This window comes from Yeosuana marina, assembly GCF_011762485.1.
GTDB classification, from domain to species: domain Bacteria; phylum Bacteroidota; class Bacteroidia; order Flavobacteriales; family Flavobacteriaceae; genus Yeosuana; species Yeosuana marina.
The window spans coordinates 53,245-67,734 of record NZ_JAAKGI010000008.1; the positions used below are offsets into that span (position 1 = coordinate 53,245).

At 32.4% G+C, this 14,490-nt stretch carries 16 protein-coding genes and 1 tRNA gene; 9 read left to right on the plus strand and 8 right to left on the minus strand.

What is annotated here, in order from left to right; genetic code table 11:
• The first annotated feature begins 3 nt into the window (after positions 1-3).
• Both G5V56_RS10500 and G5V56_RS10505 read left to right on the plus strand, forming a co-directional pair.
• Positions 4-711: a helix-turn-helix domain-containing protein gene (locus tag G5V56_RS10500; protein ID WP_240911297.1), complete on the plus strand. Its 708-nt coding sequence runs from the start codon at positions 4-6 to the stop codon at positions 709-711.
• Positions 712-1,605: 894 nt separating this feature from the next.
• On the plus strand, positions 1,606-3,087 hold the full coding sequence (locus G5V56_RS10505; RefSeq protein ID WP_166964698.1) for a Fic family protein: 1,482 nt from the start codon (positions 1,606-1,608) through the stop codon (positions 3,085-3,087).
• A gap of 325 nt (positions 3,088-3,412) precedes the next feature.
• Here G5V56_RS10505 and G5V56_RS10510 read toward each other — a convergent pair whose 3' ends face one another.
• Complete coding sequence (locus G5V56_RS10510; RefSeq protein ID WP_166964699.1) at positions 3,413-4,663, minus strand: site-specific integrase; 1,251 nt, start codon at positions 4,661-4,663, stop codon at positions 3,413-3,415.
• A 235-nt stretch (positions 4,664-4,898) separates the two neighbouring features.
• Positions 4,899-4,972 (minus strand) — tRNA-Arg (locus G5V56_RS10515).
• An 84-nt stretch (positions 4,973-5,056) separates the two neighbouring features.
• On the opposite strand from G5V56_RS10515, the gene G5V56_RS10520 reads away from it, so the two are divergent.
• The 6 genes from G5V56_RS10520 (at position 5,057) to G5V56_RS10545 (ending at position 9,204) form a co-directional block, all read left to right on the plus strand.
• Positions 5,057-5,692: a Crp/Fnr family transcriptional regulator gene (locus tag G5V56_RS10520; protein ID WP_166964701.1), complete on the plus strand. Its 636-nt coding sequence runs from the start codon at positions 5,057-5,059 to the stop codon at positions 5,690-5,692.
• Between the two features lie 41 nt (positions 5,693-5,733).
• Positions 5,734-6,291 (plus strand): YeeE/YedE family protein, encoded by a 558-nt coding sequence (locus tag G5V56_RS10525; RefSeq protein WP_166964703.1) that lies wholly within the window; start codon positions 5,734-5,736, stop codon positions 6,289-6,291.
• Between the two features lie 3 nt (positions 6,292-6,294).
• Positions 6,295-6,708 carry a DUF6691 family protein gene (locus G5V56_RS10530; protein WP_166964705.1) on the plus strand — a complete coding sequence of 138 codons (414 nt, stop codon included), beginning with the start codon at positions 6,295-6,297 and terminating at the stop codon, positions 6,706-6,708.
• 1 nt (position 6,709) lies between these two features.
• Positions 6,710-7,504, plus strand: coding sequence for a sulfite exporter TauE/SafE family protein (locus G5V56_RS10535; protein ID WP_166964707.1), 795 nt, complete (start codon positions 6,710-6,712; stop codon positions 7,502-7,504).
• 64 nt (positions 7,505-7,568) lie between these two features.
• The gene (locus G5V56_RS10540; RefSeq protein ID WP_166964709.1) at positions 7,569-8,981 is read left to right on the plus strand and encodes an MBL fold metallo-hydrolase; all 1,413 of its coding nucleotides are present in this window, start codon (positions 7,569-7,571) and stop codon (positions 8,979-8,981) included.
• Between the two features lie 19 nt (positions 8,982-9,000).
• Entirely contained in the window at positions 9,001-9,204 is a 204-nt protein-coding gene (locus G5V56_RS10545) for a YgaP family membrane protein (protein ID WP_166964711.1), read from the plus strand.
• Between the two features lie 8 nt (positions 9,205-9,212).
• Here G5V56_RS10545 and G5V56_RS10550 read toward each other — a convergent pair whose 3' ends face one another.
• The 6 genes from G5V56_RS10550 to G5V56_RS10575 form a co-directional block, all read right to left on the minus strand.
• A complete protein-coding gene (locus G5V56_RS10550; RefSeq protein WP_166964713.1) occupies positions 9,213-9,488 on the minus strand; it encodes an ATP-dependent Clp protease adaptor ClpS in 276 nt (91 codons plus the stop codon).
• Between the two features lie 14 nt (positions 9,489-9,502).
• Positions 9,503-10,339, minus strand: coding sequence for a 50S ribosomal protein L11 methyltransferase (gene prmA / locus G5V56_RS10555; RefSeq protein ID WP_166964715.1), 837 nt, complete (start codon positions 10,337-10,339; stop codon positions 9,503-9,505).
• A 145-nt stretch (positions 10,340-10,484) separates the two neighbouring features.
• On the minus strand, positions 10,485-11,234 hold the full coding sequence (gene tpiA / locus G5V56_RS10560; protein WP_166964717.1) for a triose-phosphate isomerase: 750 nt from the start codon (positions 11,232-11,234) through the stop codon (positions 10,485-10,487).
• Between the two features lie 49 nt (positions 11,235-11,283).
• Positions 11,284-11,769 (minus strand): TlpA family protein disulfide reductase, encoded by a 486-nt coding sequence (locus G5V56_RS10565; protein ID WP_166964718.1) that lies wholly within the window; start codon positions 11,767-11,769, stop codon positions 11,284-11,286.
• Positions 11,770-11,853: 84 nt separating this feature from the next.
• A complete protein-coding gene (locus tag G5V56_RS10570; protein ID WP_166964720.1) occupies positions 11,854-12,948 on the minus strand; it encodes a BT_3928 family protein in 1,095 nt (364 codons plus the stop codon).
• 10 nt (positions 12,949-12,958) lie between these two features.
• Positions 12,959-13,501: a DUF1599 domain-containing protein gene (locus tag G5V56_RS10575; RefSeq protein ID WP_166964723.1), complete on the minus strand. Its 543-nt coding sequence runs from the start codon at positions 13,499-13,501 to the stop codon at positions 12,959-12,961.
• A gap of 162 nt (positions 13,502-13,663) precedes the next feature.
• On the opposite strand from G5V56_RS10575, the gene folP reads away from it, so the two are divergent.
• The gene (gene folP / locus G5V56_RS10580; protein WP_166964725.1) at positions 13,664-14,488 is read left to right on the plus strand and encodes a dihydropteroate synthase; all 825 of its coding nucleotides are present in this window, start codon (positions 13,664-13,666) and stop codon (positions 14,486-14,488) included.
• The last annotated feature ends 2 nt before the right edge of the window (positions 14,489-14,490 follow it).

Genomic DNA, 14,490 nt, shown 5'->3' on the forward strand with positions numbered 1-14,490 from the left:
TTTATGAATGCATTTGAAAAAATTAAAAAAGCTAGAGAGATGTTAGGCTTGAGTCAGTCTGATTTTGCTGAATCCGTAGGCGTTACTCAAAAAGATGTCTCTTTATTAGAATCTGGAAATAAAAAATTTATACCAAATAAGTATATTGATTTTCTAATTGATAAAGGATTTGATTTGAATACTATTTTTGATGATACTTTAAAATTAAATTACAAGAATGAAATAGACTTAAAAACCTTGAATGAAACTACAAAAGTATATCAATTAAGAACAGATAGAAATCACGACATTCAAAATATACCTTTGTTTAATTTAGAAGCTACTGCTGGTTTAGTTGAGTTATTTCAAAATCAAGGAGACCAAACGCCTATCGATACAATTCGAATTCCTAATCTTCCAAAGTGTGATGGAGCTGTTTTTGTAACTGGGGATAGTATGTATCCACTTTTAAAAAGCGGTGATATTATAGCTTACAAACAAATTCATGATATAAGTAATGAAATATTTTGGGGAGAAATGTATCTAGTTTCAGTAGAAGTTTCAGGTGAAGAATACATTAGTGTTAAGTACATTCAGAAATCCGAAAAAGGTGATCAGTATATTAAGTTGGTATCGCAAAATCAACATCATCAACCAAAGGATGTACTACTTAAAAAAGTAAGAGCATTAGCACTTGTAAAAGCCAGCATTCGTATCAATGCCATGCGATAAAAACAAATTGTACAGAGTTTTAAAACCTTAAAACGTACCTTTTTATTATTAAATATCTAATAATTAATAACTTACATATTTAGCTAACTGTATTTTTCATGTAATAACCCCCATGCTTAACGCTTATTTTAAGCATTTATCTATACTTTTATGTAATTATACGGCATCTTAGCACATGTTTTTTTATGTGTTTTGTCCATCCTACTGTCCATCCTACTGTCCATTTAGTTAATTTTAAGCATATTTTAAATATTATGAGACTTTATATTTAAAGATCTAATGTAGATGTTTAAATATTATTTAAACGTTATTAAAACGGCTTAAAATAGTACTGTTTAAGCCATTTTACAATATAAATGGTATATTTGTTTGTGTAATGGTAGTTGTGCTTTTAAGCAATGATACCTCAATGATGGAATAATGATACTAATGTACAATTTGAATTTTTTAGCAAATTGCACCATAAACGCTCGAAAGCCTTGTAAAATAAGACTTTTTTCGACCTTTTTATATTTAGTTACTATGTATTATTTGTTTTAATGCCCCTAATATACTGCAAAAAACAAATAAATTAAACCACAGAAAACGGAATTTTTTGAGCCACTTAAAAACTCATTTCAGCCTAAGATATAAAAGCATTTGCAAAAATTTTTGCTATGCTCACTTTTATCCGTTATAAGTGGCTCACATTTTTCGCCCTATCCATTCTGACATTAATTTTAAATATAATATAAAATATTTTGCATAAAGTCGATTATAATGGAAAATATTTTACATTAAGCGCCAGTTAAAAAATTATATTGAAAAAACTTTAAATTTTTACTGGAAAATATTTTGCAAAATTATAGTTATAATGGAAAATATTTTGCAATTTAGCGTTCTAAACCGTTTATAATGGAAAAAAAGGCATCTTCCTTGCATTTACAGGAGATTATTTATGGATCACCGGACGCTGTAACATCACGTAGACTATCACAATGGGAAGACAAGGGCTACATACGAAAAATAGCATCCAGGCTATATACGTCAAACTTTGAAGATAATCCCGCAGATATCATAAGACGTAATATTTTCCCAATTCTGGGGAATTTATATCCGAGAGCAGTGTTGAGCCATCGTTCTGCTTTAGAGTTTGCACCTACCGCTAATGGCAACCTATTTATTACCTACAAGTATACCAAAAAAGTAAAGCTTCCGGGAATTACCATTCGCTTTATGGAAGGTCCCAAAGCCATCGAGGGGGACATGTCCTTCTCAGGAGAATTAATGGTTTCCCAAAGGGAACGTGCATTTCTGGAAAATCTTCAGGTATCCAGACAGACCGGAGCCGATTCAAAAACGTTGGCCTTTCCACAAATAGAGGAAAAGCTTGAAAAAATCATACGTGTAAACGGTGAACAGGAATTGAACCTAGTACGTGACCGGGCAAGGGAAATTTCCAAAACATTAGGTATGGAAAAAGAATTCCAAAAACTCAATAGAATCGTAAGTTCCCTATTGGCCACAAGATCATCAAAGGAACTGAAATCACCAGTGGCCACAGCGCGGGCAACTGGCAATCCTTATGACCCTGTCCGTATTCAATTGTTTGAAATACTTTTTAGGGAATTAAAGCAACAAGAATTTAAATATAGGGAAGATAAAAATACCACCACCAATGCCTATCGCAACTTTGCCTTTTTTGAAAGCTATTTTTCCAACTATATAGAAGGTACGGTCTTTGAGATAGACGAGGCAAAACAGGTCATTGCCACACAACAGCCGTTACCATCCAGAAATGAGGATTCTCACGATGTTTTGGGAACCTACCAATTGGTTTCCAATAGGCAGGAAATGAAAATCACACCCTATTCAGGGGAAAATCTTTTAGACATTCTACAATACCGGCATGCCATACTATTGGATGCCCGCAAGGATAAAAACCCAGGGAAATTTAAAGTAAAAAACAATCAGGCAGGAGATACTTCATTCGTGGACATGGAGCTTGTTCGAGGCACTCTATTAAAGAGCTTTGACTTTTATCAGGCCCTTACCCATCCCTTTTCTAAAGCCGCCTATATCATGTTTGTAGTCAGTGAAGTCCATCCTTTTTTAGACGGTAATGGAAGAATCGCGCGGATTATGATGAACGCCGAGCTATCGTCGGCTGGGCAAACAAAAATTATTATTCCAACAGTTTACCGTGATGATTATTTAGGCGGATTGCGCAGGTTGACTAGAAACAATGATCCTGGTGTCTATATCAGGATGCTCGAACGCGCCCATGCGTTCAGTGATACCATCGTTGGCACTGATATGGATGCTATGGAAATTATCCTAAGAAAAAGTGATGCATTCAAAGAAAGTAACGAAGGGGTTTTAAAAATAATTGGTTAATAATCAAATTGCATAAACGTGATTCAAACCAAAAAACATTAAAATTTTCAGAAAAAAGTAAATATCTTAAGACCATAGACCTTTATTTGTTGTAGTCTTTTTGGAACATAAAAGTCAAAAATGACACTATCAAAAATTATTATGCTAGTTAAAAACGTTTTGTTCCCCAAACTGCAAATAACGGTTAAAGTGAACCATTAAAAACAGATTTTTTTGAGCCGCTTAAAAACTCATTTAAGCCTAAGATATAAAAGGATTTGCAATAATTATTGCTATGCTCACTTTCATACGCCGCAAATGGCTCACTTTGCCCGCCCTATCCAGGTTATGAGCCTAAGTCGTTATTTTTATTTTGAATATGGAGCTTGGCTTTTAAAGCTTCCATATCATCACTAACCTTTCTCTCTACCACTCTTGCATAGATTTGGGTTGTTGATATTTTTGTATGGCTTAGTAATTTAGACACCGTTTCGATTGGTACTCCATTACTCAAGGTGACTGTCGTTGCAAATGTGTGGCGAGCCATATGAAATGTTAAGTTCTTTTTAATGCCACATGCATCTGCCACTTCCTTTAAATATAGATTTAGTTTTTCATTTGTAATAACAGGGAATAACGTCTCAGTTATTTGGGTCATTGGATGCCCTTTGTATTTTTCAATTAATTCTTCTGCCTTATCTAATAATGGAACTTTAATTGGTATTTTTGTTTTTTGCCTTTTTGAAACTACCCAATTATTGCCATCGATTCCTTTAAGAATATTCGAATCATTCAATGTTATGATGTCTGCATAACTAATACCTGTATAGCAACTGAAAACAAATAGATCTCTAACTCTTTCCAGACGTTCTATTGGGAAATAATAGGTTTCTAAATTAGAGAGTTCATTCTCTGAAAGAAATTCACGCTCTTTCTTTTCCCATGTTGGTTTCCATCTCATGAATGGGTCTTTATCCACCCACTCCATATGAAAAGCTAGTGTTACCATTTTACGTAAACGCTGCAAATGTTTCATAACTGTATTATGGTTCATTGCCTTTGGATGGCCTTTTGGCCAATATTTATGTAGAAAAGTCTCAAAATCACAAATAAATTTGTAATTCAGCTGTTTTAGGAATACGTCCGTTGTCTTTAATGATGTCGTAAGAAACCTTTTTATGTAATTTTCTGTAATCCCAAAATTGATGACAGTGCCTGGTGCCAAAGTGCCTTCTATTTTGTGTGTATGATAGTTTATCAACTCTTGGAGTGTTTTACTTGTTTCTAGTTCTCCTACATAACTGGCTTTGATGAGTTGCGCCGTAATTAATTCTCCCTTGAATTTCAAATCTTGATAGCATTGAAATAATTGAGTGTGCGTTTGGTCTAAATATAGGTTTATTTGTCTTGCTTCACTGGAAGTTCCTTTTGCCCTTTTCTTTTTAGCATCCCAAAGGGAAATATCAATTTTTCGTTTAAGGCTTAAGTTCACTCGTTTACCATTAACAGTAATTCTAGCATAAAGTAATGCCTGGTCATCATTCTTATTTTTTTGATTAATAAAAAATAGAATAGAAAATGTGTTTGTACTTCTCATAGTTGTCGTCTTTAAATTATTAAACATTTTTCGAGACGAAAGTCAAATCAACTATACCAATTCAATTGATCAGAGTTATCAAAGTGTGTGCTCTAGCACACACTTTGCTCTTTGGGTGTCGAATAGCTACCATTTAAATTCAAAACCAATCAATTTAAATGAACCCCTAAAAACCTGAAAACCACACGATTCATAAGAATTGTGTGGTTTTAGTTGCTATTTTACTAGCTTTTAGTGACCTCGACTGGATTCAAACCAGTAACCTCTTGAGCCGTAATCAAGTGCGCTATTCAGTTGCGCCACGAGGCCTTTTTTGTGAGTGCAAATATACTATTTTTATTAAATTAGAGCCAAACAATTTATTTCAAATTTATAAAATCACTATTTTTGAACATGACAAATAAATTACTACAACAAAAATTCAATCAAATCCTCGATGAGGACCTCTTAAAAGAAATCTTTGAGTCAGGTATTTACAAGGAATTTAAAAAAGATGATATCATCATAGACATTAATCAGCCTTTAAATTATATTCCATTATTATTGACTGGAACTATTAAAATTTTAAGAGAAGACAATCATGGAAATGAATTGTTACTTTATTTCTTAGAATCTGGAGATACTTGTGCTATGTCCCTTACTTGCTGCCTAAAAACATCAAAAAGTAATATTAGAGCTGTCGCTGAAAGTGATTCAAGTTTAGTATTGATTCCCACAAGTAAAATTCACTATTGGTTTCAAACTAATGACAGTTGGAGAAATTTTATTTTAGAAGCTTATCAAATTCGTTTTAATGAAATGCTAGAAACTATAGACACATTGGCATTTATGAAAATGGATGAACGTGTTTATAAATATTTAATTGACAAAGTAAAACTCTCTGCATCTACCGATTTAGGAATAAAGCACAATGATATTGCTGAAGATTTAAACACCTCTAGAGTTGTTATTTCAAGAATTTTGAAACAACTAGAGAATGAGAAAAAAATAAAATTAAGCAGAAATAAGATTGAAGTTTTAGATTTTTAAAACTTCAATCACCACTTTAACCACACAACATAATTTTATCTATGGAATTCATTTTAAATCCATGGCCTTGGTATATATCAGGGCCCTTAATTACATTAGTGATGGCTTTATTGCTATATTTTGGTAAAACTTTTGGTATGTCATCAAACCTTCAAACCATGTGTTCTATTGCTGGAGCAGGAAAATTTATTGAATTCTTTAAATTTAACTGGAAAGATAGCTCTTGGAATTTAGTTGTTGTTTTGGGAGCTGTGATTGGTGGTTTTCTTGCAAAATTTGTATTATCAAACAATACCCCAACAAAACTCAATCCAGAAACCATAGAAGAACTGCAACAATTAGGTTTTCATAATGTTGGGAAAAGACTTGTACCTAACGAAATATTTAGTTTTGATGCTATGACCAGTTCACACGGTCTTGTTATTTTAATAATTGGAGGTTTACTTGTTGGTTTTGGAACTCGTTATGCTGGCGGTTGTACATCTGGACATGCTATTTTAGGTCTTAGCAGTTTACAAAAACCCTCGCTTATTGCAGTAATTGGCTTTTTTATTGGTGGATTAATCATGGTTAACCTAATATTACCATACATTCTATAAATTATGAGGTTTTTAAAGTTTTTATTAGTTGGAATGTTTTTTGGAATTGTACTCGTTAAATCAGAGGTTATTTCATGGTATCGTATTTATGAAATGTTTCGTTTTCAATCGTTTCACATGTACGGAATCATAGGAACCGCAGTCTTATCAGGAATCTTGTTTTTACAAATTTCAAAAAAACAACATATTAAAAGTGTGTTGGGATCAGAAATTTTCGTTCCAAAAAAAGAAAGTGGATTTTTAAGATATATAATAGGTGGAGCTATTTTTGGATTGGGCTGGGGCCTTATTGGTGCTTGTCCAGGCCCAATGTATGTTCTAGTAGGAACTGGTATTTTTAGCATGCTTATTGTTATTTTATTTGCTATCATTGGCACTCTTATCTATGGTGCTATTAAAAATAAACTTCCTCATTAATATGGATTACACCTTGATTTTTGGATATATTGGAGCTCTTATTATTGGTTTAGTTTTAGGACTTCTAGGTGGTGGTGGCTCTATTTTAACAGTCCCGTTATTAGTCTATGGTTTAGGTTATAATCCTGTGATTGCAACAGCGTATTCATTATTTGTGGTTGGTTCGTCTTCATTAGTCGGCACAATCCAAAAATTCAAAAGTGGGTTAGCCGATTTAAAAATTGGATTATCGTTTTCATTTCCTTCATTTTTAGCCGTTTATCTTTCTAGAAGATATTTAGTTCCAGGATTACCAGATGTGTTTTTTAATATTGGGAATTATACACTAACAAAAGATGTGGTAATTATGACATTTTTTTCTATTGTCATGCTTTTTGCATCATTTTCGATGATTAGAAATAAAAAGGAAGAGCCAGATACATCTACTAATCAACCATATTATAAAACATTTATACAAGGTTTGGCAATAGGTACTATTACAGGCATTATAGGTGCCGGTGGCGGATTTTTATATGTGCCTGCGTTAGTTCTTTGGGCAAATTTACCAATGAAAAAAGCTGTTGGAACTTCTTTAATTATTGTAACTTTAAACTCTTTGATTGGTTTTACAGGTGATATGCAAACTATAGAGATTGATTGGATTTTTTTACTGTCATTTTCTTTCTTTACAATTATTGGTATCCTCCTAGGTGTATTCCTTTCAAAATATATAAGTGGTAAAAAACTAAAAAAAGGATTTGGATGGTTTACCTTATTTATGGCATTTTATATTATATATAAAGAATTTAAGAACTGAATGTAATGATTATCACATAAAAACTTAAAATGTTTAATATTTTTACATTTAAAAAAATTAAAACATGAAAATTGAACAAATATACACAGGTTGCCTAGCTCAAGGAGCTTATTACATTGAATCTAAAGGTGAAGTTGCTATTATAGATCCTTTAAGAGAAACACAACAGTATGTTGAAAAAGCTAATCATGAAAACGCAAAAATTAAATATATTTTTGAAACCCATTTTCATGCAGATTTTGTATCTGGTCATATTGATTTAGCGAAAAAAACGGGAGCAACAATTGTATTTGGACCTGGTGCTGAAACTAGTTATGAAACCTACATAGCAAAAGATAATGAGGTTTTTAAATTAGGAGATATTACTATAAAAGTACTTCATACACCGGGCCATACTTTAGAATCTTCAACATTTCTTCTCATTGATGAAAACGGAAAAGATCATGCTATTTTTTCTGGAGACACCTTATTTTTAGGAGATGTAGGAAGACCTGACCTTGCTATAAAATCTGATTTGACAAAAGAAGATTTAGCAGCGATGTTATATGACTCGTTACGAAATAAAATTATGCCATTAGCTGATGATGTTATTGTTTACCCTGCACATGGAGCGGGTTCTGCTTGTGGTAAGAATCTTAGTAAAGAAACCGTTGGTGTTCTTGGAGAGCAAAAGAAAACGAATTATGCACTTAGAGCTAACATGACCAAAGATGAATTTGTAAAAGAAGTTCTTGATGGCATTCCACCGCCTCCTCAATATTTTGCTAAAAATGCCATGATGAATAAATCTGGGTACGATTCGTTTGAAACTGTATTAAAAAGAGGAAATACACCTTTAGATGTTGATGAATTTGAGGCCATTGCAAACCAAGAAGGAGCCTTAGTATTAGATGTTAGACATGAAGATGACTTTGTAAAAGAACATATTCCGAATTCTGTTTTTATTGGGATTGATGGCGCATTTGCGCCTTGGGTTGGAGCTTTAATTACAGATTTAAAGCAACCTATTCTTTTAGTGACTCCTAAAGGAAGAGAGGAAGAAACCGTAACGCGATTGTCTCGTGTTGGATACGATAATACTTTAGGATATTTAAAAGGAGGTTTTGACAGTTGGAAAAAGGCTGGTAAGGATATTGATGTTTTAGACTCCATTTCTCCAGACGATTTTGTACACAAAACAAACACAAACGACTTAAATATTCTAGATGTTAGAAAATCTGGAGAACATCAATCTATGTATCTGAACCTTAAAGGCGTTAAAAATTTTCCTTTAGATTTTATTAATGATAATTTACATGTTATTGATAAAACTAAAACTTATTACATACATTGTGCTGGTGGATACCGGTCAGTTATCGCTGCATCGATTTTAAAAGCGCGCGGATTCTATAATTTAGTGAATATTGAAGGTGGATTTGATGAGCTTAAGAAAACAGGAGTACAAATGTCAGATTTTGTCTGTCCTTCAACTTTATAATAAATAAATTTTTTATATCATGAAAAAAAACATGGGAAGTGCAGACAAAGGTATCAGAATAGTTATTGCGTTAGTAATTGCTGCTTTATACTACTTTAATGTAATTGAAGGAACTTTGGCTTATGTATTAATGGCCTTTGCTTTAATTTTCTTATTGACAAGTTTTATAAGCTTTTGTCCGCTTTATTTACCATTCGGAATTAATACTTGTAAAAAGAAATAGTCTTTATTTTAAACAATTTCGGCGCTTAAACCTGCTTCAAGTAGCGAGGTACAACGAGGCTTTAAATCCTTGTAAGGACCTGTTTTTACTGTACATTTACCATTGTAGTGCACAATTAAAGAACATTGCTCTGCTTGTTCTGGCGTATGGTCACAAACATGCATGAGCGTTTCTATAACGTGGTCAAATGTGTTAACATCGTCATTATGTAAAACGATTTCTTTTTGAGAGACCAATTTTTCATCAACAAGAAGCTTTTCTGATATTTTTTCTTTAGTACTCATAACAAAGATTTTTACTAATTTAAAAATTTTAACGAAACCCACAGGTTTCTTTCTAATTTTTCTTCAAATTTTAACAGATGCTTTTCACATTCTTCTTGTATCATAGGAATGTCATCATTATAAAAACCACTCAAAAACAACGTGCCACTTTTATTTAAACAAGACGCATAGGTTTTCAAATCTTGTAACAAGATATTACGATTAATGTTTGCAATAATTATGTCGTATTTCTTTCCTGTCAAAACACTGGCATCTCCTTCTATTACTGTGATATGCTTACAATTATTACGCTCTACATTTTCAAGACTATTTAAGTAACACCAATTATCATAATCTACCGCATCAATTGGTTTGGCACCTTTTAGTTCTGCAAGAATCGCTAAAACACCAGTTCCACAACCCATATCTAAAACAGATTTATTTGTGAAATCATTTTTTAAAATATGCTGAATCATCATATGTGTGGTTTCATGATGTCCTGTACCAAAACTCATTTTTGGCTCTATAATGATATCATATTGCGTATCAAACTTTGTATGAAATGGTGCTCGTACCGCACAAATATCATCAACCACAATAGGATTGAAGTTTTTTTCCCATTCAGCATTCCAGTTGGTCTGTTCAATGTCTTCAAAGGTATAGGTAATTTCAAACTCATCAGACTCTAAAATCTGGATATCATTTAAAATATCATCATTCCACTCGTCTTTTTGTATATATGCGGTTACACCTCTTTCAGTTTCTACAAAACTTTCAAAACCTGCATAACCCAATTCTGCTATTAAAATTTCAACACCTGGTTGAAGTGGAGAAACTATAAATTCGTATCCTAAATAAATATTGTTTGACATGGCGGATGTAAAATGATCTTAGTAAATAAGCCTGCGTTAGCGATTGGAATGAAAATCCTTTTTGAGAGGCACGAACAAAAAGATTGTAATAAAAAGCGCGACCCCGATTTTTTTTCGGGGTAACGCCCAAACTATTTTTTAAAACTTAAAATGCGTTTACTATGGCAAAAAAGTCGTCTGCATTAAGTGCAGCTCCACCTATTAAACCACCATCTACATCTGGTTTAGAGAAAATTTCTTTGGCATTATTTGGTTTACAACTTCCGCCGTATAAAATAGACACGCTATTAGCCACATCGCTCCCATATTTATCTGCTAATGTTTTTCTTATAAACGCATGCATATCTTGAGCTTGCTCCGGACTTGCAGTTTCGCCAGTACCAATGGCCCAAACTGGCTCATAGGCTAATACAATGTTTTTAAAAGCTGAAGCTTCTAAATGAAATAAAGCTTTTTTTATCTGACTTTCTACAACAGATTCATGATTCCCAGATTTTCTATCGGCTAAGACTTCACCAAAACAGAAAATAATTCGCATATCGTTTGCTAATGCTGCATCTACCTTTTTTGCAAGTGACTCATCGGTTTCATTAAAATATTCACGACGCTCACTATGTCCTAAAATAACGGTTTTAACGCCAACACTTTTTAACATACTTGCACTAATTTCACCAGTATAGGCTCCATTTTCCGCAAAATGCATATTTTGTGCAATCACCTCTATATCTGTACCTGTTAATGCTTCAAATGCTTTATATAAATTAGTAAAGGTTGGTGCGACCATAACCTCTGCTTTCGATGTTTTTTTTGCGTTTTTTAAATCTGTTATTAATGATTCTGTTTGAGATAAATCATTATTCATTTTCCAGTTTCCTGCTACTATTTGTTGTCTCATTTTATTCTAACCTTCTTAACTTAGAAGGATTTTTTTTTAATTGTTATGTTTATAAAATATTTTTAATTTTTGCGTCGTCTGCTTCCACAGCCTTAAATAGTTTAATCTGTCCTTCTTTATCTACTACCATGTATCTTGGAATCCAATCTAAACCTACAAAAGTTCCAAAAGGTCCTTTCCAACCTGATTCCATAAAATAATGATTACCTTCTACCTCATATTTTTCAATGCCCTTTTTCCAAGCATCTTGTGTTTTATCTAAGGATAGAAAAATATAAGTTACCTCAGGATGTTCCTTTTGCAGTTCTTTTACTTTTGGCATCCCTCCAACACAATCTTTGCACCAAGATGCCCAGATATCAATAACCAACGTTGAGCCTTTATGAGCTTCTAAAATATCATTAAATGTGATTTCATCTCCTTGCAATGTTACAAATGTATCGTTTAATGCTTCTTTTGAAAATGTTGTTGGGTCTTGAGCATTACAGCTAAAAAAAACCAAGCAAACTAATAGGATGTAGTTAATTTTGTTCATATTCATAATTTTATCAAGTATCTTTTCAAGTTAATAATTTACTCTAATTTAATTTTTTCGTGTCCCCAAACAAAAACAGTAGGTTTATAATTTCAAATCATCAATATCATTCCAATGTACCTTTTGCATAACGGTACCTTTATGTACAACCAAAATTCCTGGGTTTGAACGCACAACTGCTTTAAGTGCTTTTTCATCACATAAATAAAAATCAAAATTAAGATGATATCGCTCCTTTAATCGCTGCTTTGCTTCGTCGCCTGAAGCCGATAATCCAATAACGGTATATCCCATTTTCAAGGCCTTATCTGAAAATGCTTTTAATTTTCTAGCGCCTTCTAATTCCATTTTATCCAAATTGTATGATACAATCATTATTAATTTATCTTTTTCTAAAAACTGTTGGGTATAATCTCCATCATTAGTTTCAATAGAAAAATCAACAATTGGTGGTTGATAGCCTTCATCAATCACTTTAGTGTCTACCGAAACGAATTCTCCATCTACAGATGGGTATGAGCCATCAGTTGTTACAATTTTATCTTTACCATCAACTTTAAATTTCCAAGTATATTCTACCACAGGTTTTGGTGCATCTTCAGGAATAGTCATTCCTTCTTCAATATTTGCTCCTATGTGATACGGCCTAAAATCTATCGTTGGCAAATGCATTAGTACATGATAACCAAACCAAAAGCTAAGTATAAAACTCAATAAAGCCAAAAATGTCACTGTTAATTTGTTGAAAACAGGTTTGAGATGTTTAACCCCAAAGAATAAAATAAGAATAAAAAACAACAGCACAATATCTTTTGTAAAGCTTTGCCACGGTGTAAATTTTATAGCATCGCCAAAACAACCGCAGTCTTTTACTTTATCAAAATACGCCGAATAAAATGTTAAGAATGAGAAAAATACAATCATTAACAATAAGCTCCAAACTGTAAATTTCGGCTTATATCCAATCAATAAGAAAACACCTAAAACAACTTCATAAACAACGACCAAAACAGCAATCATTAAAGCATAGTGCTCTAAAAAAGCCATATTGAGCACCTCTTCACTAAAGTATTCTTGCAATTTATAAGAAAATCCTAGAGGGTCGTTAAGTTTTATTAATCCTGAGATAATAAATAATATACCAACAAAGAGTCTTGATATATTTACTAAATATTTCATTTTTTAAATTTTATTTTTCTTCGTTTAAATGTATCAAAGCAAAAACGGCATAATTAATCATGTCTTGATAATTGGCATCAATACCCTCACTTACTAAAGTTTTACCTTGATTGTCTTCAATTTGCTTAACTCTTAATAATTTTTGTAAAATTAAATCGGTTAAAGAACTCACTCTCATATCTCTCCAAGCTTCACCATAATCATGGTTTTTGTCTTCCATAAGTTGCTTGGTTATAGATACTTTTTCATCATATAACTCTGTTGCCTCAATTGTTGATAAATCTGGTTGCTCTACAATGCCTTTATCCAATTGAATTAAAGCCATAATACAATAATTTATAATACCTATAAACTCGCTAACTTCACCTTCATCTACTTTTCTAACACCATTTTTCTGTAAACTTCGTATACGCTGTGCTTTTATAAAAATTTGATCTGTTAAGGATGGTAAACGCAATATTCTCCATGCACTTCCATAATCCTTCATCTTTTTAATAAATAAACTTTTGCAGATGTTTATAACAGCATCATATTGTTTTGAAGTGTCTTGCATTGATTACTTTGAATTTTCTGTAAATTTCGCTTAAATAGTTTAAAGTTCAAAGTTAAAGGCTCAAAGATTTAGAGCGTATAATTTCACATTAAAATTTGAAACTATTTTTAGATAATTAGGTTAACTTTGAACTCTAATACATTGAAAACCGTTTGTTTCTAGATGACTATTAATTGCAAAGGAAAACTGATTGATCTATCCTCTCCCAAAGTGATGGGAATTTTAAATGTAACGCCAGATTCATTTTATGATGGCGGTAAACACAACCAAGAAAAAGACATTTTAAAACACGTTGAAAAGATGTTGCTTGAAGGTGCTACTTTTATTGATGTTGGTGCTTACAGCTCTAAACCCAATGCTGATTTTGTAAGTGAAGATGAAGAATTAAAACGAATTATTCCCGTAGTTACATCGATTATAAAAGCATTTCCAAATGTGCTACTTTCTATTGACACCTTTAGAAGTAATGTTGCTAATCAATCCATAGAAATTGGAGCTGCTTTGATTAATGATATTTCTGCTGGAAAACTAGATGAAAACATGTTGCAAACTATAGCTAATTTGCACGTTCCTTATAGTATGATGCATATGAAAGGAACACCACAAACCATGCAACAGCATACCAATTATCAAAATCTCACCAAAGAACTATTATTTTATTTTTCTGAACGAATTGCTGCTGCAAGACACTTAGGAATTGTTGATTTAATAGTGGATCCTGGTTTTGGTTTTGCAAAAACGAAGGAACAAAATTTTGAATTATTAAACCAATTAGAACTTTTTGATATATTAGAATTACCGCTGCTTGTTGGTGTTTCAAGAAAATCTATGATTTATAAAACCCTTGAAAATTCTTCAAAAGAAGCACTTAACGGAACAACCGTTTTAAACACTATTGCATTACAAAAAGGCGCTTCAATTTTACGTGTGCACGACGTAAAAGAAGCCATAGAATGCATCAAATTAGTTGAATCTTTAACAAGTTAATT